Here is a 17,200-nt window from a genome sequence, read left to right on the forward strand (position 1 = left end):
ACTCCTTTGTCGGTTGTCTGTGCGACAGGCGCTGTGGTTGGTTTTCGCCCGGCCGGTGGTGTGTCCGCCGGAGTCGCTAAACGCATCATCCCCGTTGGCGGGGCGGGCTAGCAAGACGTGCTGCTGCACATCGGTGCAGGTGCCGTCCCTGGAGTCGCCGTTCGTGCTGCGCCGATTTGCGGCATGAGCGCGGGAGGTTGCTCCTGAACGGCGGCCGTAGGATCCGCACCAGTTGAATGTATCACGATCAGACAAACGTCGCCGGGGCGATGCTCGCGAAGTGACCTGTTGACACGTCCGTGTCTCCTGGTGCACACTGGATCACGCCACACTTTTGAACCGGTCCAAAGAGGGATCGGTGCAGCCAGTCGCATGCTCATCGGGGAGCTTGTGGGAACGTGGCGATGGAGGACAGATATGAAACATCGTCTAGGTATGGCAGCGGCGGCAGGCGCCACATGCCTCGCGCTGGCAGTCGCAGGTTGCGCCGGCGGTAACGGCGGAGGCTCGTCGAGCGGAGCCGGCGGCGGCACAGCCGACGGAACATCGGTTTCCGTTGCATTCGTGCCTAAGATCCAGGGTATTCCCTTCTTCGAGGCCATGAATACCGGCGGCGCCGACGCCGCCGAGGAATTCGGCTTCAACTGGGTCTATTCAGGACCGAACACGGCTGATCCCGCCGCGCAGAGCGAAGTTGTTCGTTCTTTGATGCAGCAGAAGGTGGACGCGCTGCTGATTGCGCCCAACGACCCCGACTCCATGGCGCCCTTGATCACCGAGGCCCAAGACCAAGGAATAAAGGTCGGAACGGCGGACACGGACGCCTCGTCGTCTTCGCGCGAAGTATTCGTGACTCAAGCCACGGAGGAGGCTATTGGCACGGCACTGCTGGAACAAATGGCGGAGCCGATTGACGGAGAGGGGCAGATCGCGATCGTGTCGTGCGGCCAGACCGCGGCCAACCTCAACGCGTGGATCGAGGTGTTCAAGGACAAGGCCGCCACCGACTATCCAGACATGGAGATTGTCGACACCGTCTATGCCGATGAGGACCAAGCGAAGGCCGTCACCATGGCCAAGAACCTTATCAACGCATATCCGGACCTCAAGGGACTGGTCGGGGTCTGTACAACGTCCGCACCCGGGGTTGCGCAGGCAGTACAGGAGTCTGGCAAGACGGGTGAGATCGCCACGGTTGGCGTCGGAACGCCGCAGGCCATGCTGCCGTACCTAGAGGACGGTTCGGCAAGCTCATCGGTGCTGTGGGACGTTGAGAACCTCGGATATCTGACGGCATGGGCCGGCTGGAAGCTGGCACAGGGCGAGTCCTTCGAAGCAACTCAGGACGTGGGCAGGATTCCCGGCGTGACGTACGACGAGGCGTCGCAGACACTGGTCATGGGAGAACCTTTGATTCTGACCGAGGAGAACGCGGGGGACTACGACTACTGACTCGCTTCGTGAACCATGGTGTGCGCGGTCGCCACGGTCGCGCACACCATGGGGAGTATGGGGGGGCGAATATGCCGAAGACTGGAAGTGAAGACATGCCTTCCGAAGAGCAAACACTGGAGGTTCGGGGAGTCGACAAGCGTTACGGCGGCGTTCATGCGCTTCGGAACGTCAACTGGTCTGTTCGTGCCGGAGAGGTACACGGACTGGTTGGTGAGAACGGAGCGGGGAAGTCTACCCTGATAAAAATGATCAGCGGGGCCGAGACCCCGGACCGGGGCGCCGTGCTAATACATGGGCAACCGATCGTTCTAGGGGATACGCAGTCCGCGCTCGCCGCAGGAGTGTCGCCGGTGTATCAGGAGCCAGAGCTGTTTGCCGACCTGTCCGTGGCCGAAAACATATTCCTAGGCCGCGAGGAGACCCGTATGGGCCGGGTCGACTGGACGAGTCAGCAAAAGACAGTCGAAAGGCTACTGAGTCGCCTGAAGCTGGACCCCGAAATCATGCACAGTCGGGTTGGAGATCTTCCCGTAGGGGAGCAGCAGTTGGTATCCATAGCGAAGGCATTCGCAGTGGACGTCCGCCTGCTCATCCTGGATGAGCCGTCGGCCATCCTAACGAATACGGAGATCGAGCGCCTATTCGATATTATCAGGGGCCTGCGCGACGAAGGCATAGGCGTGATATATATATCGCACAGATTGGACGAGTTGGGGCGCATCACCGATAGGATCACCGTAATGCGTGACGGTTCCGTCATTGGGACTTACGCCACCGAGGAGATGTCTCCGGCCAAGATCGCGCAGGCCATGGTGGGCGACAAGTTCGAGATCGCCGATCGTTCAGACAGGCGCAGTGCCGCGACCGACGACGTCGTGCTAGAAGTCTCATCCCTCGCGCAGGGAAAACGGCTCGACAATGTCAGCCTTCAGCTGCATCGAGGCGAAATCGTCGGTGTGTACGGCCTCATTGGTTCGGGCACGACGGAGCTTGCGCGCGTTCTCTTCGGTGTTACTCCCCCCGACGGCGGCGATATCAGGGTCAAAGGCGAACTGGTGCGGATACGTTCACCACGGAGTGCCATGCGACTGGGCCTGGCCATGCTCCCCGGAAACCGGAAACTGCAGGGCGTGTTTCAGCCCAAGAGCCTCGCCTTCAATGTCTCCGCCAGTCACCTGCCGTTCTTCTCCCGTCTGGGCATATTCGATGACCGACACGAGCGGAGAACGACGGGCGATCTGATTCGCAGGTTGGGTATTAAGGCGCCGGGTCCCTCGACTCCGGTAGGCGCATTGTCCGGCGGTAATCAGCAGAAGGTCGTTATGGGGCGTCAACTGGTAGAGGTGCCCGACATCCTGCTGGCCGAGGAGCCCACTCAGGGCGTGGATGTAGGCGCAAAGTCTGAAATACACCAGTTGATCCTGGATCACGCGGCTGAAGGGCATTCGGCAATAGTGTTCTCAACCGATTTGGACGAGATCCGTTTCCTGGCGGACCGGATCCTCGTTATGAGACATGGTGAGATATCGGCCGAGTTGAATGGCGACGTGTCTGCAGTCACCTTGCTGAGCGCCGCATCGGGAGAGCTTGAGAGCGAGGGCGCGAGATGAGTCCGTCAGCAACTGGTCGGAGTGTTGGTGCGGCACGATGGCCCAGGCGCCGGGGACGCCGGCCTTTGATCGAGGGCCAGGAAATGGTTCTCGTCGTCGTGATTGCGCTGCTGTGGCTGGTCATGGGTGTGACGACGCCGACCTTCGTCGAGCCGTCCAGCGTATTTGCGATCTTCTACACGGTCGCGCCGATTGCTCTCATAGGCATCGCTATGACGCCGATCATGTGTGCCGCCGGTATCGACGTGTCGGTTGGATCCGGTCTCGCGGTAGTGATGGTGGTGGTATCAAAGCTCATACGTGACTTCGATATCAATGCTCCTGTCGCGATTGCGGTGGCGCTGCTGGTCGGCAGCGCGTTGGGCGTCGTCAATGCCACTCTCATAGCGTTCGGACGAGTTCCGGCGATGGTGTGCACGTTCGGCACGCTGAACGTTTTTCGCTATGTAGCGCTGCAGGTGTTCGGTGAAACTCAGGTCGCCGGCGTCCCGGGCACTCTCGGCTTTTTGGGCGGGAGCATCTCGCGTGCACGCTTTCTGGGGTTGCCCAACGCGATGTGGCTTGCGATCGTACTGACCGCGATCGTATGGGTGTACATGAGACACTGGGCGACTGGCCGCCACATATACGCGATTGGCAATGACGCCGACGCCGCTCGGCTTGCAGGCGTTAAGGTCAGGCGTCGCATATTCATGTTGTACGTGTTCTGCGGCGCCATGGTAGGGCTGGCTGCTGTCGTGTCGGTCGGCAGCGGAGGTCTTATCCAGCAGAATGTCGGTATCGGGATGGAGATGTCGGTGATCGCGGCGTGCGTTATCGGCGGAACTTCCGTCATCGGGGGACGCGGAACGGTACTGGGAACATTGTTGGGCGCCGTATTGGTCGGAAGTGTTCAGGCGGCGGTCATTCACCTTCACCTGCCGACTGAGATTACGCAACTATTTGTCGGCATCATCATACTAATCGCGGTGGGCGTGGATCTACTGCGTCAGGCGAGGAGGGCCAGGTCATGACAGTGCCTGCTACGGACGGTGTATTCGAGGAACGCGAGTCTGTGCCTGCACGAGTTCTGCGCGTTCTCCTGACGGAGAGGACCGCGGCGCTCGCGCTGCTCACGGTCCTGCTGGTCATCATGTTCTCGGCGCTGGGAAGAGGGGGCTATCTATTCGCAGACTTCGACGCCGCCTATATGGCGTCGTCCCTACAATCGCTGGTTCCCGTCGCGCTTCTGGCGCTGGCCGAGATGTTCGTCATTATCTCCGGGTACTCGGGCATCGATCTTTCGGTTGGTGCTATCGTGTCATTGGCCGGAATGCTCTTCGGCCACTTGATACAGAATGTGGGAGTCCCGCTCGTGCCGGCGGTAGTATGCACGGTAGTCGCGGGCGGTCTGTTGGGAGCAGTCAATGGCGTGCTCGTAGGGTATCTCAAATTCCCCCCGCTTATTGCCACTCTGGCGACGCAATACGCTTACGCCTCAATCGCCATGGTGGTCTCAGGGTCTGCACCGATCTCCGGCGACAAGATCACGGCGGCAAACGGTGTTCTCACCGGACGCGTCGCGTTGTTCGGCCTCATGATCCCGACGCAGGTACTCACGATACTGGTTCCAAGCGTGCTTATTTCATGGCTGCTGCTGGACCGCATGACGTGGGGGCGGTCTCTCTTGGCCGTTGGAACCAACGCGACGGCGGCGCGCTATGCGGCTCAGAATGTGCGCGCAATTCGAGGTTCGTCCTATATGGTATCGGGCCTGCTGTGTGGCCTTGCCGCGGTAGTCAATGTCGCTCAGTACGCCTCGGCGAGGCCGGATGCGGGTACCGCGGGTAACGGCATGGCGCTGACCGCCATTACGATAGCGGCGCTCGGCGGTGTGTTGATCCAGGGGGGATTCGGCAGAGTGAGCGGCGTCGTCATGGCGGCGGTGCTGATCACGTGGCTGAACGCAGGACTGCTAATTTCGATGGAGGGTTCCGCCGGGTCGAGGTCCCAACTGCTCGCCCTCGGCGCCGTACTTATTTGTTCCATCCTGGTGAATAGTTACGCGGCGCGCCGGTATCAACTACGGAGCTGATCAGAGTTGGGCACGGTGCGTGGCGGAAGGCTGAAGATCCGGGAGGTGGCGAGGCTCGCGGGCGTCTCGGTCGGTACGGTCTCAAACGTGATCAACCACCCGGAGCGGGTTTCGGATGGATTGCGCAGGCGTGTGGAGAGTGTATTGGAGGAGAGCGGTTTCAGCCCAGATCCTACGGCCCGCGCACTCAGCCTGGGACGCTCGTCCATGATCGGTGTGGTCTTCTTCGATATTTCCAACCCGTTCTTCGCCGAGGCTGCCCATCAATTGAGTCGTTTGTTCGAGAATCTTGGCTGTTCCATGGTGCTGGCGGAAACCGATCAGGTCGCGGAGATTGAGAGCCGGGTACTTCGCAACATGGAACGGGTCGGCGTCGACGCCGTGATCGTGTGCTCCACCGGCGCCTGCTGGGATGACTTGTCTCGGCTACGTGACCGCGGTGTTCCAGTGGTGTTGATGGCGCAGCGTAGCGAGCGCCCGGGCTTCCCGTCGGTCGGCATCAACGATTACGACGGCATGCGGAAGGTGGCAGGTCACCTTTGGGGGCGCGGCCTGCGCAGGTTCAGCTTCGTGAACGAGCCGGTACAGGCGACTCAGCACAAGGACCGCTGGCGCGGCTTCTCGGACGAGATTGTGGCTCGCGGCATGCGTGTGGAGGACGTCGATGTTCAGTGGGCCTCCGGTCCCACCTGGGATGGCGGCTACGAGGTTGCGCGGCACGTCATGTCTCGTCCGAGCGCGTTGTGGCCGGATGCTTTCGTTTGTCTTAATGACCACCTCGCCATGGGTGTTTCAAAGGCTGTCACGGATGCCGGCCTGACGGTTGGTCGCGACGTATGTGTGTCCGGTTTCGACGACGTGCCGTATGCGTCTGTGCTGGGTGTCCCGCTCACCACGATACGACAGCCGATTGCGGGCATTTGCGAGTACATTGCTCGGGAGATAGGTGACTTCTTGAATGGGGAGGGGGCGGTGTCGGGCCGCACTTTCGATGCGGAGCTCATCGTGCGGCAGTCAGCGTAGTGGTCGATTCAGGTTTCATGTGTGGTGTTTTTCGATCGAGTTAGGAGTTGTGTAGATGTTGTCGGAGCAGAATGTTGACCGCTGGAAGCGCGAGCTTGTCGAGCAGTATCTCGCGGCGAAGCGGGCGGACCCCGAACGGTTCGAGCCCAGGCTGAATTTGTCGTGGTCGAACTGGGGATTCGGGCTGGAGGAGCTCGAGCGTTCCGCCGAGAGACTGGCGTCCAATGGCGTTACGTACATCGAGCTTCACGGAAATCATTATGGACCTTCTCTGGGGTATGAGGTCGAAGAGACTCGTGCGGTTCTCCGTCAGTACGGGCTGCAGACCTCAGGGGTCTGTGGCATGTTTTCGGATGACAATGACTTGTCTTCGAATCGCCCCGTTTGTCAGCAGGCCGCGCTCGATTATATTGAGCGGGAAGTTGAGTTCACGCATGCAATGGGTGGCTATTACTTGCTAGTGGTTCCGGCCTCCGTTGGGCGAGCCGACGCCTACGACGCGTATGAATTTGAACGCTCGGTGTTGGCTCTTAAACGAGTCGCGCACGTGTTCAGCGAGCAGGGGGTCAAGGCTGCGATCGAACCCATTCGGTCCGCGGAGACCTCGATCGTGCATACGGTCGCAGATGCTTTGGACTACATTGGCGCGGTTGATTCGCCTGGTGTCCAGTGCATCAATGGAGACGTGTATCACATGCAGGTGGAGGAGCAGTACATCCCGAAGGCGATACTCGAGGCGGGGGACAGGCTGGTCAACTTGCACCTTGCCGATTCGAATAGGCGTGCATTGGGTGACGGTTCGCTCGACCTGGATGCGGTCATTATGGCTGCGTATCTTGTTGGGGCCAACTCCGAGGGCAGGTTCATGACCCCTGAGCCCCTCGGTCCTGGTGCGGGGCCGTATCCCGCTCGCAATGGTGTGCCCGACGTTCCGGCGCTCGATCGACTCGTGCATGACACGGTGGGCTACTTCCGTGAGCGCGAGGACGCGGTTCGTTCGATGAGCGCCTGACACCGCGCTCCTTCGGAGGTCCGTCGACAATGGCGTCGGCGGACCTCCGTAGGAGCTTTTCCGCTTGGGGATACGGTTTCTGGGACCCGCGGGTGGCGTCCTGCTCGATCTGTTGGGGCGCTACAGGGGCGGAGGCGTGCATTCTGCTGCGGCGCGGGTACCTCCGCATCACCGGCCGTTGTATATGGCCGTGGCAGAGCGACGCACCCCGGTGCGCGGTCGTAGAGCGCCCGCGCTGCGACTTGGCGCCATCGACGTGTCAACAACGCGGGCGGACGACGTCGACAACAATGAAGACGTTCTCATGTTCCAGGCGACGGCCCGGCCACTTCGGCTACGTCCTCATGCCCCGGATACGTCTTCTCGCGCCCGAGTGCCGGGCCGCGTCGCTGTCACGTCCTGAACCGCCACGACGCCGCCGACCTGCACCCGTGACCCGGGGATCGATACCCCGGAGACAGCGGAAGGCTGTCCTTCCCCGCATTCGCCGTCCCGACTGGCTTCGAATTGGCGGAACCGGGCTACGCCCACCTTGAGGTGCTGAACAGATGTTCATTGTGTCCTGTGGAAGATGCCAGGGTAAAGGCCGAAGAATCGCTCGAATATGCGGCGTCGCAGGCTCCTCCCGGAGGGGTCGGTGGTTCATTTGGCGAACATATGTTCACGTGACTTCTGTTCGTTGGTGGGCTGCCGCGCTATTTTCCGGGGTGTCCGGACCGTGTCCGGGCTCTGGTACTCGATGACGAGACTCAAGGAGATGGCAGACATGCGGCTGGATCTGCTCAAACGCGACCTGGTTCGCCTCGACTGGGAGGTGAAGGACCAGGAGGACTTCTTCGACCGGATCTCGGCGGAGCTCCTGCGCGCGGGCTACATCAAGGATTCCTTCTGCGAGGCGCTGGCAGAGCGAGAACGCAAGTATCCGACGGCGCTCCCGACCTCGCCGGAGGCGGTTGCGATCCCCCACTCCGACGTCGAACACATCGTCAAGCCCTTCATCGCATCGGTGCGCCTGGCCAGGCCGATTGACTGGCGGGAGATGGGTAACGACGACGTCATCCATCCGGTGCGCTTCATATTCGTCCTCGGCTTCGTACAGGAGGACCGCCACGTGGAGGTACTGCAAATCATGCTGCAGGCCTTCCAGGACCCGGTCTTCATGGAACGGCTGAGCGAGGCACAGAGCCCGGACGAGTACTACCGGGTGCTTTCCGACATGTCAGGCCTCGAGGCCGCGTGAATCGGGCGTTCCCATACCCATACCCACCCATCCACAAGGAGAAGTCATCATGACTGCGAAAGTAATCGTCGCCTGCGGCAGTGGCGTCGCCACCTCCCAGACCGTGGCCAGCAAGGTCAACCGTCTGCTGAAGGAGGCGAGGGTCGACGCCGACGTCCAGGCCGTCGACCTCAAGTCCGTCGACCGCCACCTGACCGACGCCGCCGCCTACATCACCATCGTGCGGGAGAACAAGCCGCGCTCCGTGCCCGTCATCAACGGGATCGCGTTCCTCACCGGCATGGGGCAGGATCAGGAGCTGGCCAAGCTGATCGAGGCCATCAAGGCCTCCGGGAGCAACTGACATGCAAGTCCTTCAGAGCTCCGTCAACTTCCTGCTGTCGCTCGGGGCCGCCATCTTCGTCCCGATCATTATCATCATCGCCGGGCTGATCGTCCGGATGAAGATCAAGGACGCCGTCTCTGCGGGCATCACCCTGGGTGTGGCCTTCTCCGGCATGACCATGCTCATCAGTTACATGACCGAGGCCATCACGCCGGCCGCTCAGGCCATGTCGGACACGATCGGTGTGGATCTGCCCATCACCGACGGCGGGTGGACGACGATGTCTACGATTTCCTGGTCGTGGCCGTACGCCTTCCTCATGTTCCCACTGGTGATCGGCATCAACATTGTGCTGATCCTGTTCAAGCAGACCGAGACCTTCAACGCGGACCTGTGGAACGTGTGGGGCAAGATCTTCACCGCCGTCGCCGTCTACTACATCACGGGAATGGTGTGGCTGGCCTTCGTCATCGCGGCCATTCAGGTGGTCTTTGAGCTGAAAACGGCCGACTTCCACCAGCATCGGGTCGAAACCATGTCCGGTATCCCGGGGGTGACGATTACCCACCGCATGGTGTTCCTGGCTGCCCCGATGTACCCGATCGACTGGCTGCTGCGCAAGATCCCCGGACTCGACCGCTCGTTCAACGCCGCCGACCTGCGCGACAAGCTCGGTATTTTCGCCGAGAACCACGTCCTGGGGTTCATCCTCGGCATCCTGTTCGGCATTCTGGCCCGCTTCGACGTGGCCGCCATTTTGACGCTCGGCATTCAGGCCGCGACGGCGCTGACCCTGTTCCCGGTCATCTCCAAGTACTTCATGCAGGCACTCGAGCCGATCTCGAACGCCATCTCCGAGTACATGCAGAAGCGCTTCAACGACCGCCAGCTGTTCGTCGGACTCGACTGGCCCTTCCTCGGTGGCGCCAACGAAATCTGGATTGCCGTCATCTGGACCATCCCGGTGACCCTGGCATACGCGTTCTTCCTCCCCGGCAACGGCATCCTCCCTTTCGCCGGCATCATCAACATCTGCATCGCGGTGGCGGCCTACTTCGCCAGCAAGGGGAACATCATCCGGATGCTCATCCAGTGCACGATCTTCGCACCCGTGTTCCTGTGGGCGGGCACCGCCTTCGCCCCATTCATGACCGAGTTGGCCAACTCCACCAAGGCTGTGGAGCTGTCCGCCGGGCAGATGATCTCCAACTCCTCCATCGACGCGCCGATCTTCACTTATGCGCTGTCCCACCTCATGCAGTTCCTCGACGGGAACTTCATTCCGCTGCTCATCTTCGTGGTCTGGCTGATCTGCTTCGTCCTGTACTCGCGCAGTCTGATCAAGGAGCGCAACGAGGCGCGCGCGGCCGCCGCGGAGGCCGGGGCCGCCGCCTGAGGCGGCTGACTCCACGTGACGACGGCGGTCCCCCCCGCCGTCGTCACGGCCCCGATGAACACCAAAGAATCCACTGAAACCAGAAAGTAGGACATACCCATGCTTGAAACCCTGAAGAAGGAACTATGCGAGATCGCCAAGCGGGCGCAGCACGACGGGCTGTGCAAGCACAAGTCCGGCAACTTCTCCATCCGAGACTCCGAGACCGGTCTGCTGGTCGCCTCGCCCACCAGCCTGGACCGCGATTTGATGACCCCGCGTGACGTGGTGGTCATGGACCTCGATGCCCACGTCGTCGAGAACGAGTCCGGCCTGCGACCGACCAGTGAGGTGCTCATGCACCTGGAGATATACAAGGAGCGTCCTGAGGTGGCCGCCATTGTGCACACGCACTCGGTCTACGCCACCTCGTTCGCGCTGCTGAACAAGCCGATCCCCGCCATTGTCTACGAGGTCGCCAACCTGGGACTGAGCCGGGCGCGCATCCCCGTGGCCCCATACGGCCGCCCCGGCACGCCCGAGCTGGCCGCCTCGGTGCGTCAGGCGGTGCGCGAGGCGGACTGCGTGCTGCTGGAGAAGCACGGCACCGTCGCCGTCGACTCCCGCAATCTCTACGAGGCCTACCTCAAGGCCGCATACATCGAGGAGCTCGCCGAACTCTACCACCACGCGCTCACGGCGAACCGCGGCGTCGAGCCCGAGCCCTTCGCCACCGAAGAACTCCAGAAGTGGGCGTATCCGTCGGAGATCACCTTCCCCAACCAGCACTGAACCGACCTGTAGAACTCTGGGAGAGAACGATGAAGAAGATTCTCAACAGTGCGGACACCTTCGTCCGCGACACGATGGAGGGCATCGAAGCGGCATACGGCGACCGCGTGGGTCTGCTCGACGGCGACTTCCGAGTGCTCGTCTCACGCTACCCGGCACCGGAGGGCAAGGTAGGCATTGTTACGGCCGGGGGCAGCGGCCACCTGCCTCTGTTCCTCGGCTACGTCGGGCAGGGAATGCTTGACGGATGCGCCGTCGGCGAGGTCTTCGCCTCACCGGCCGCCGAGAAGATGGCCGACATGATCCGCGCCTGTGACCGTGGCGCCGGCGTCCTGTGCCTGTACGGAAACTACAACGGCGATGTCTTCAATTTCCGTATGGCCTGCGAGGATGTCGAGTTCGACGACATCGAGACCCGCCAGCTGCTCGGTCGCGACGACGTCGCCAGTTCCCCGAAGGATCGCGCCGACAAGCGCCGGGGCGTGGCCGGGCTGGTCTACGCGTTCAAGATCGCCGGGGCGGCGGCCGAACGGATGATGACGCTTGACGAGGTCACCGCTGTCACGGCTCGTGCCCTGGACAACATCCGTACCATGGGCGTGGCGCTGTCCCCGTGCATTGTCCCCAAGGTCGGGCAACCGACCTTCACCATTGAGGAGGGGCAGATCGAGATCGGCATGGGCATCCACGGGGAGGCCGGCATCGAAGTGCGTCCCATGATGACCGCAGACGAGATCGCTCGCCTCATCCTTGAGACCATCGAGGCGGACATGCCGCTGAATGCCGGGGACGAGGTTTCGGTGATGATCAACGGTCTGGGCGGCACCCCGCTGGAGGAACAGCTCATCGTGTACCGCTCCGTGCACGCGCGGCTGGCCGAACGCGGAGTCGCGGTGGTGATGCCGCATGTGGGCGAGTTCGCCACGTCGATGGAGATGGCCGGTCTGTCGGTGTCAGTTTTCAAGCTCGACGCAGAACTGAAGGAATTGCTGCGCGCTCCGGCCGCCACGCCCTTCTACACCAACGCGAACAAGTGAGGGTCAAAATGCTGAACCGTGAATCACTTGCGGCAATCGTCGGTGAAATCAGCGCCCTGATGGCCGAGAATCGTGACTATCTGGTCTCCCTGGATCAGGTTAACGGAGATGGTGATCTGGGCATCTCCATGGATGACGGCTTCAAGGCGCTCGCCGAATACCTTGCCACCCAGGAACAGGCCGATCTCGGACAGCTACTGCGCGGGGCGGCCAAGGCGTTCAACAGTGCGGCGCCGTCGTCATTGGGAACCATCCTCAGCTTCGGGATGATGGGTATGGCGCGGACGCTGCGCGGAAAGACTGAGGCCAACGTTGTTACCGCCGCGCAGGCCGTGCAGGCGGGCGTGGAGGCCATTATGGAAAAGGCCGAGTCAAAGCCGGGGGAGAAAACCATCCTGGATGCGCTCGCGCCCGGGGCGACGGCCCTCGTGGAGGGCGCCGGCGCCGTCGACGGGGGCGGAGCCGCGTTGACGGAGCTTTTGCGACGCGCTGCCGAGGCGGCCGCCCAGGGTTCGGAGTCCACCCGGGAGATGGAGGCCGTGCACGGACGCGCCGCCTACTCAGCTTCCCGCAGCATCGGGGTGCTCGACGGCGGCTCCGTCGTCGGCCGCCTCATCTTCGAGGGGCTGGCCGCCTGGGCGGTCTGAGGACCGCGGATCTGCGGGGGCTGGAGGCACAGAAAGCCCTTCCGTCCCCGCAGATCGGCTCGTATCGTATGTGTCATGGAATACAGACAGCTGGGCAAAAGCGGCCTACGGGTCTCGACCATCACCTTGGGCACCATGGGCTTTGGTGGTACCGGGTTTGCGCGTACCGTGGGGCAGATTGATGTGGACGGAGCGCGTCGGCAAATCGACATAGCGCGCGACGCCGGAGTGAACCTCTTCGACACCGCCGACATGTACTCCGCCGGACTTTCCGAGGAGATCCTCGGCAGGGCGCTCGGCGCGGAGCGCGACGACGTCCTGATCGCCACCAAGGTGCGGATGCCCATGGGGGAGGGCCCCAATGACGCCGGCCTGTCCCGGCATCACATCATGCGCAGTGTGGAGGCGAGCCTGCGCCGCCTGGGCACTGACCACATCGACCTCTACCAGGTGCACGAGTGGGACGGGGTCACGCCCCTGGAGGAGACGCTTACCGCTCTGGACGATCTGGTACACGCGGGCAAGGTGCGCTACATCGGCTGCTCCAACTATGCGGCCTGGCACATGATGAAGTCCCTGTGGACCGCAGACCGTCACGGCCTGACCCCGTTCGTCAGCAACCAGGTGCACTACTCCGTGCAGACCCGGGATATCGAGCATGAGATCGTGCCCGCCGCGGTGGACCAGGGCATAGGCATCCTGGTGTGGAGCCCGCTGGCCGGCGGGCTGTTGACCGGCAAGTACCGTCGCGGAGTCGACGCGCCCGCCGGCAGCCGCCACGTTGAGGGCTGGAATGAGCCGCCGGTGTATGACGTCGAGGTCCTCTACGACATCGTCGAGGAACTCGTGGCGATCGCCGACGGGCACGGTGTCGCACCGAGTCAGGTGGCCCTTGCCTACGTCCTGGCCAAGCCGGCGGTCACCTCGGTGATCGTAGGGGCGCGCAATGAGCAACAGTTGCAGCAGAACCTCGGTGCGGCTGACTTGGCGCTCACAGCTGAGGAGATGGAGCGGCTGGAACAGGTCAGCGCAACCGGGCTGCCCTACCCGTTCTGGCACCACCTGAACGCCGCGGACCGGTTGAGCCCGGCCGACCTGACGTTGTTGGCTCGGCACCTGCGGGATCGCGGCTGAAGGTACTGCTCTACGCTGAGGCACTATGCCCGTCTCGTTCACAGGCCTGCTTAGTGTCCTGCCGCTAAACGCCACCGCCCTCCCGCCGGCACCGCGCAGTCCGGTGCTACTGTTCGCCGTCCTCATTCAGCCGGTGGCGCTGCTGGTCGCCTATCTGGCCGGTCGCTTCGCCTCTCACCTGGTACGGCGTCGAGCCCAGATCTCTACCTCCACGGCCACCCTCACTGCCCTGATCGGCCTGTGGGCCGGGTTCGCCGGCGGCGCCTGGCTGTTCAACGAGGACTATCTGTGGGCGCCGCGGATGCTGGCCTCGGCCGTCGTAGTCGCGGTAATCGTCGTGGGAATAACCGCGCTGGTAATAACCCGCATCCAGCATGAGCCGCCGCTGGACCCGATCGCCGAGGTGGCCCGGCGGGGTGAGTCGGAACGGCTGGAGCTGAAGTCCTCCGCCCGCGTGAACATGCACACCGGCAAGCGCGACGATGCCATGGAAACGGTGGTGGCCAAGACCGTGGCCGCCTTTCTCAACTCCCGGGGAGGCACCCTGCTGCTGGGCGTCGACGACGACGGGCGCCTGATTGGCCTGGCCCCGGACTACGCCACTCTGCGCCAGCCCGACGCCGACCGCTTCGAGCTGTTCCTACGCAGCCTGTGGCGAGTGCGGCTGGGTACAAACGCCGCGGCGCTGCCGCGCCTGGACTTTGCGTCGGCCGCTGACGGGGCCGGCGAGGTGTGCCGGGTGACGGTGCCGCCTTCGCCCGTCCCCGTGTACCTCAAGGGCCCGAAGGGCAATGGTGGCACCGAACTATGGGTACGCGTCGGCAATTCCACGCAGCGGCTCGAAGTGGACGACGCCATCTCCTACGTCGCCCGTCGCTGGCCGCACGAGGTGCGCCCGAGCCTGCGCGCCCGCGTAGGTGCCTACCTGCTCTACCACCGTAAGCGCGCAGCGGTTCCACAGGTGGATACGGATTAGTGCGGTGATCGGTGAACATGCGCTGGCACCGATGGCTTGCGATGTGAGATGACTCAGTCCCGGCAACGCCCAACCGCATACTTGCTCTGATTCCTCCCGGCCCGGTACGCGGGTGGCCTCCGGTTCAGAGCATGTCGAGGATTGACAGGGCGGTCTGGTAGTCGGTGGCCAGCGCGCTCAGGATGCCGCCGCGCACTGCTCCGATAATCGCCTCCACCTTGTCCTCACCGCCGGCCGCCCCGATGACCAGTGGGATGCGCCGCAACTCATCCAGGGGCAGCGCCAGTGTGCGCGGGGTCAGCGGCGTGGGAACGGGATTGCCGTAGGCGTCGTAATGGTGATCGAGGATGTGTCCCACTGCGCCACCCGCGCGAATGGCCTCACGTACGTCCGGGGTGAGGTACTCGGCCAGGATGTTACCCGCGCCCTTCGCCTCCACTCCGGCCACGCCTACGAGCGCCACGTCGGCGCGCGCAGCCAAAGCCAGCGTGGTGGCCACCTTCTCCTCGCGCATGAGCGGCCGCAACAGCGAGGGATCGTCCACGATCAATGGAACCGGCATGCGGGACACCTTGGCGCCAAGCTGGCTGGCAATGCGGGTGCAGATGGTTGGCGCGTCGCGGCCCCAGGAGGGCAGGCCGCCTGGAATCGAACCGAGTAGCTGAACGATTGTGCAGTCCACTCGCGGTATTTGCGGGATGCGCTGGGCGGCGGCCTGTATGGAGCGTCCGTTGCCGACGGCGACTACCTGCCCGTTCGCGACCGAGTCGACCAGCAGTTCGGCGGCGGCTTGTCCGACGGCTCCGATCACATCGGTCCCGTTGACCTCGGCGACCCGGACCGCCTTGAGTGGCAGTCTCTCGCGCAGGCGCTTCTCCACCGACAAGATGTGTTCGAGCGGGTGGGAGATGGTGACTTGCACGATCCCCTGTTCACGGGCGCGATTGAGTAGCCGCGAGACGCTGGGGCGTGAATAGCCGATCTCGCGGGCGATGTCCGCCTGGGTGAGGTGCTGCTCGTAGTACATGCGCGCCACCCTCAGCAGCAGTTCGACATCGCCCCGCGTGCTGTCCTGGCCCACGGCCCAATGCTAAGTCAGCCGACACGACTGCTGCAGATTCTCCCCAGCGGCGGCCGTGGAGGACGGGCGAGGTGGTGTTCCCGGGACCGCCGCAGGGGTGAAGTGCCAGACATCGAAATTTCGATCTTTTCGGCGTCGCGTTGACCCCGGCCGAGGGCGCGTTGCACACTATTCGAAGCGCTTCGACGAAACGCTTCGAACGTTGGAATGTCAGCGAGATCCGACGCGCGTAGTGGTTCGCGAGCACAGGTCGGGCAGTGGCCGGGGTGCTTCCGGTGCGGTCTGTGCGCGGCAAGGACAGCGCCGGGACGCGGATACGCCGATCGGATCGAGGAGGCAGGCATGGCGACCATGCAGGATGTGGCCCGACGGGCCAACGTTGCCGTGTCAACCGTCTCCTACACCCTTTCTGGTGCGCGTCCGGTGGCTCCGGAGACCGCCCGACGCGTCCGTGCTGCAATGGAGGAACTCAACTACCAGCCGAACGCCATGGCGCGCGGGCTCGCCAGCCACCGTTCCCACACCTTGGCCATGACCTTTCCGCGCTTCGACACCGCGATGGGTGAGACGGTCTTCGAGATCGTCCGTGGCGCTCAGCACGAGGCCGCCCGCCACGGCTACAGCCTTGCCGTCTGGCCGTTGGAGGAGACCGAGGCGGGCGCGGAGTTGGTGGCGCTGGTGCGGCAGGGCAAGGCCGACGGCGTGCTACTCGTCGAAGTGGAGGTGGACGATCCGCGAGTCGCCGCACTCAAACGTGCCCGGCTGCCATTCGTCATGGTTGGACGCACCGCCGACCCTACTGGACTGGCATACGTAGATATCGACTTCGAGCACACCGTCGACGACGCCGTCGGCGAGCTGTATCGCCTCGGCCACCGCCGCATCGCCTTCATTGGACGTCCTGCGTCCCAGGCGGAGACGGGCTATGGGCCGGCGGTAAGGGGACGACAGGGATACCTGCGGGCGATGAACAACCGTGCGTTGGAGCCGCTCGCCTTCCACTGCGACGCCAGTCCCCAGGCGGGCCAGGCGCTTGCCCGCGAACTGGCCGCACTGGAGGAACCTCCCACCGGGGTGGTGGTCATGAATGACATGGCCTCCCTCGGACTGCTCGCCGGACTGCAGGCGCAAGGACTAAGGGTTCCCCGGGATATCTCCGTGGTCGGCGCGGTCTCCTCCCCGACGCTCGGTGCCATGACAACTCCCGTCCTGACGACGACGCATGCGCCCGGCGAGCGCATGGGTGCCTTCGCCGCCCGCGCCCTGCTGGCCATCCTCGACGAGCGCCTCGACCCGGCCGACTGCCACCAGCTAGTGACCTGCTCGGTGGTCGAGGGCGAGAGCCTCGGCCCCGCCCCGGGAGCCGACCTGGACGGCAACCATCCGCGCGAGAAGAGCAGCAGCTGAATACAGCCCGCT

16 protein-coding genes are annotated in these 17,200 nt (G+C 63.3%); 15 read left to right on the forward strand and 1 reads right to left on the reverse strand.

Annotated elements, in window-relative coordinates; all coding sequences use genetic code 11:
* Positions 1-417: 417 nt before the first annotated feature.
* The 14 genes from C3B71_RS02490 to C3B71_RS02555 all read left to right on the forward strand — a co-directional run bounded on the left by C3B71_RS02490 (position 418) and on the right by C3B71_RS02555 (position 14,700).
* On the forward strand, positions 418-1,452 hold the full coding sequence (locus C3B71_RS02490) for an autoinducer 2 ABC transporter substrate-binding protein (RefSeq protein WP_073329970.1): 1,035 nt from the start codon (positions 418-420) through the stop codon (positions 1,450-1,452).
* 95 nt (positions 1,453-1,547) lie between these two features.
* Complete coding sequence (locus C3B71_RS02495) at positions 1,548-3,065, forward strand: sugar ABC transporter ATP-binding protein (RefSeq protein WP_108965931.1); 1,518 nt, start codon at positions 1,548-1,550, stop codon at positions 3,063-3,065.
* 65 nt (positions 3,066-3,130) lie between these two features.
* Complete coding sequence (locus C3B71_RS02500) at positions 3,131-4,078, forward strand: ABC transporter permease (RefSeq protein ID WP_234416049.1); 948 nt, start codon at positions 3,131-3,133, stop codon at positions 4,076-4,078.
* Positions 4,075-5,139: an ABC transporter permease gene (locus tag C3B71_RS02505; protein ID WP_073329958.1), complete on the forward strand. Its 1,065-nt coding sequence runs from the start codon at positions 4,075-4,077 to the stop codon at positions 5,137-5,139. The genes C3B71_RS02500 and C3B71_RS02505 overlap by 4 nt, the downstream gene beginning before the upstream one ends.
* Before the next feature lie 45 nt (positions 5,140-5,184).
* Positions 5,185-6,162, forward strand: a complete 978-nt coding sequence (locus C3B71_RS02510; protein WP_258522305.1) for a LacI family DNA-binding transcriptional regulator — start codon at positions 5,185-5,187, stop codon at positions 6,160-6,162.
* Positions 6,163-6,217: 55 nt separating this feature from the next.
* Complete coding sequence (locus C3B71_RS02515; protein WP_073329948.1) at positions 6,218-7,174, forward strand: sugar phosphate isomerase/epimerase family protein; 957 nt, start codon at positions 6,218-6,220, stop codon at positions 7,172-7,174.
* Between the two features lie 757 nt (positions 7,175-7,931).
* A complete protein-coding gene (locus tag C3B71_RS02520; protein WP_199912550.1) occupies positions 7,932-8,414 on the forward strand; it encodes a PTS sugar transporter subunit IIA in 483 nt (160 codons plus the stop codon).
* A gap of 49 nt (positions 8,415-8,463) precedes the next feature.
* Positions 8,464-8,757: a PTS sugar transporter subunit IIB gene (locus tag C3B71_RS02525; protein ID WP_073329936.1), complete on the forward strand. Its 294-nt coding sequence runs from the start codon at positions 8,464-8,466 to the stop codon at positions 8,755-8,757.
* Between the two features lies 1 nt (position 8,758).
* Entirely contained in the window at positions 8,759-10,135 is a 1,377-nt protein-coding gene (locus C3B71_RS02530) for a PTS galactitol transporter subunit IIC (RefSeq protein WP_108965935.1), read from the forward strand.
* A 99-nt stretch (positions 10,136-10,234) separates the two neighbouring features.
* Positions 10,235-10,906: a class II aldolase/adducin family protein gene (locus C3B71_RS02535; protein WP_073329927.1), complete on the forward strand. Its 672-nt coding sequence runs from the start codon at positions 10,235-10,237 to the stop codon at positions 10,904-10,906.
* Between the two features lie 29 nt (positions 10,907-10,935).
* A complete protein-coding gene (locus tag C3B71_RS02540; RefSeq protein ID WP_073329922.1) occupies positions 10,936-11,943 on the forward strand; it encodes a dihydroxyacetone kinase subunit DhaK in 1,008 nt (335 codons plus the stop codon).
* A gap of 8 nt (positions 11,944-11,951) precedes the next feature.
* Positions 11,952-12,590 carry a dihydroxyacetone kinase subunit L gene (locus tag C3B71_RS02545; RefSeq protein ID WP_181574801.1) on the forward strand — a complete coding sequence of 213 codons (639 nt, stop codon included), beginning with the start codon at positions 11,952-11,954 and terminating at the stop codon, positions 12,588-12,590.
* Positions 12,591-12,665: 75 nt separating this feature from the next.
* Positions 12,666-13,724: an aldo/keto reductase gene (locus tag C3B71_RS02550; protein ID WP_108965936.1), complete on the forward strand. Its 1,059-nt coding sequence runs from the start codon at positions 12,666-12,668 to the stop codon at positions 13,722-13,724.
* A 25-nt stretch (positions 13,725-13,749) separates the two neighbouring features.
* Positions 13,750-14,700 (forward strand): AlbA family DNA-binding domain-containing protein, encoded by a 951-nt coding sequence (locus tag C3B71_RS02555; protein WP_083565737.1) that lies wholly within the window; start codon positions 13,750-13,752, stop codon positions 14,698-14,700.
* Positions 14,701-14,824: 124 nt separating this feature from the next.
* Here C3B71_RS02555 and C3B71_RS02560 read toward each other — a convergent pair whose 3' ends face one another.
* Positions 14,825-15,781: a sugar-binding transcriptional regulator gene (locus C3B71_RS02560; protein WP_108965938.1), complete on the reverse strand. Its 957-nt coding sequence runs from the start codon at positions 15,779-15,781 to the stop codon at positions 14,825-14,827.
* A gap of 342 nt (positions 15,782-16,123) precedes the next feature.
* Between C3B71_RS02560 and C3B71_RS02565 the strand changes: the two genes are divergently transcribed.
* Positions 16,124-17,188, forward strand: coding sequence for a LacI family DNA-binding transcriptional regulator (locus C3B71_RS02565; RefSeq protein WP_159097620.1), 1,065 nt, complete (start codon positions 16,124-16,126; stop codon positions 17,186-17,188).
* The last annotated feature ends 12 nt before the right edge of the window (positions 17,189-17,200 follow it).

Source organism: Actinomyces sp. Z16 (assembly GCF_003111765.1).
GTDB lineage: Bacteria > Actinomycetota > Actinomycetes > Actinomycetales > Actinomycetaceae > Actinomyces > Actinomyces glycerinitolerans.

What these genes read in the sequence shown, in the direction of transcription:
- C3B71_RS02490 (WP_073329970.1), top strand. Translation starts at nt 418, where the DNA reads ATGAAACATCGTCTAGGTATGGCAGCGGCGGCAGGCGCCACATGCCTC.
- C3B71_RS02495 (WP_108965931.1), top strand. Translation starts at nt 1,548, where the DNA reads ATGCCTTCCGAAGAGCAAACACTGGAGGTTCGGGGAGTCGACAAGCGT.
- C3B71_RS02505 (WP_073329958.1), top strand. Translation starts at nt 4,075, where the DNA reads ATGACAGTGCCTGCTACGGACGGTGTATTCGAGGAACGCGAGTCTGTG.
- C3B71_RS02515 (WP_073329948.1), top strand. Translation starts at nt 6,218, where the DNA reads ATGTTGTCGGAGCAGAATGTTGACCGCTGGAAGCGCGAGCTTGTCGAG.
- C3B71_RS02520 (WP_199912550.1), top strand. Translation starts at nt 7,932, where the DNA reads ATGGCAGACATGCGGCTGGATCTGCTCAAACGCGACCTGGTTCGCCTC.
- C3B71_RS02525 (WP_073329936.1), top strand. Translation starts at nt 8,464, where the DNA reads ATGACTGCGAAAGTAATCGTCGCCTGCGGCAGTGGCGTCGCCACCTCC.
- C3B71_RS02530 (WP_108965935.1), top strand. Translation starts at nt 8,759, where the DNA reads ATGCAAGTCCTTCAGAGCTCCGTCAACTTCCTGCTGTCGCTCGGGGCC.
- C3B71_RS02535 (WP_073329927.1), top strand. Translation starts at nt 10,235, where the DNA reads ATGCTTGAAACCCTGAAGAAGGAACTATGCGAGATCGCCAAGCGGGCG.
- C3B71_RS02540 (WP_073329922.1), top strand. Translation starts at nt 10,936, where the DNA reads ATGAAGAAGATTCTCAACAGTGCGGACACCTTCGTCCGCGACACGATG.
- C3B71_RS02545 (WP_181574801.1), top strand. Translation starts at nt 11,952, where the DNA reads ATGCTGAACCGTGAATCACTTGCGGCAATCGTCGGTGAAATCAGCGCC.
- C3B71_RS02550 (WP_108965936.1), top strand. Translation starts at nt 12,666, where the DNA reads ATGGAATACAGACAGCTGGGCAAAAGCGGCCTACGGGTCTCGACCATC.
- C3B71_RS02555 (WP_083565737.1), top strand. Translation starts at nt 13,750, where the DNA reads ATGCCCGTCTCGTTCACAGGCCTGCTTAGTGTCCTGCCGCTAAACGCC.
- C3B71_RS02565 (WP_159097620.1), top strand. Translation starts at nt 16,124, where the DNA reads ATGGCGACCATGCAGGATGTGGCCCGACGGGCCAACGTTGCCGTGTCA.